A 529-nucleotide genomic window follows, 5' to 3' on the forward strand; every position below is an offset into this window, starting at 1 on the left:
GGTCAAAATCCGCTTTAATTTCAATATCCGCGCCCGCTTTATCGACCATCCGCTGAGCCAAGCCTCTGATGATTTCTAGCTTTTCCGCGCCGGATTCTATGTCCACAAAGTGAATCTGTTTAACTGGCAAGTAATCCAAGCGTTTGATTACCCCTTCAACCAATTCCGGGGTATAGCTACTGCCACCACCAATAATGGCAAGTTTGATCGCCTCTCTAGACATAATGATTTCCTTACTTGTTCGCGAGTTGCTTGTTCAAAGCGACAATCTCAACAGCCATTTCTTGCGCTAGAATCGTTGTCATTAAATGATCTTGAGCGTGCACCATAACCAGAGTCATCGGCACTTTGCCCTCCCCCTGATCTTCTTCGATCAATTGCGTCTGAATTAAATGCGCCTTGTTAATGCACTCTCTGGCTTGCAACAATTTCTCTTCTGCTGCTTCAAATTTTTGCTCTCTCGCCAAACGGAGCGCTTCATAACTTAAACTTCTGGCTTCACCCGCATTGCAGATGATTTCCATTACAA

1 protein-coding gene and 1 pseudogene are annotated in these 529 nt (G+C 45.0%); both read right to left on the minus strand.

From position 1 onward, the window contains the following. Positions 1 to 223: pseudogene (locus tag R7190_RS30380) on the minus strand (6-phospho-beta-glucosidase); the annotation flags it as partial. Positions 224 to 233: 10 nt separating this feature from the next. Then, positions 234 to 529 (minus strand): PTS lactose/cellobiose transporter subunit IIA (locus tag R7190_RS30385; RefSeq protein ID WP_318138277.1); only part of this gene is annotated, 296 nt, incomplete at its 5' end.

The organism is Vibrio sp. 1078-1 (assembly GCF_033340475.1).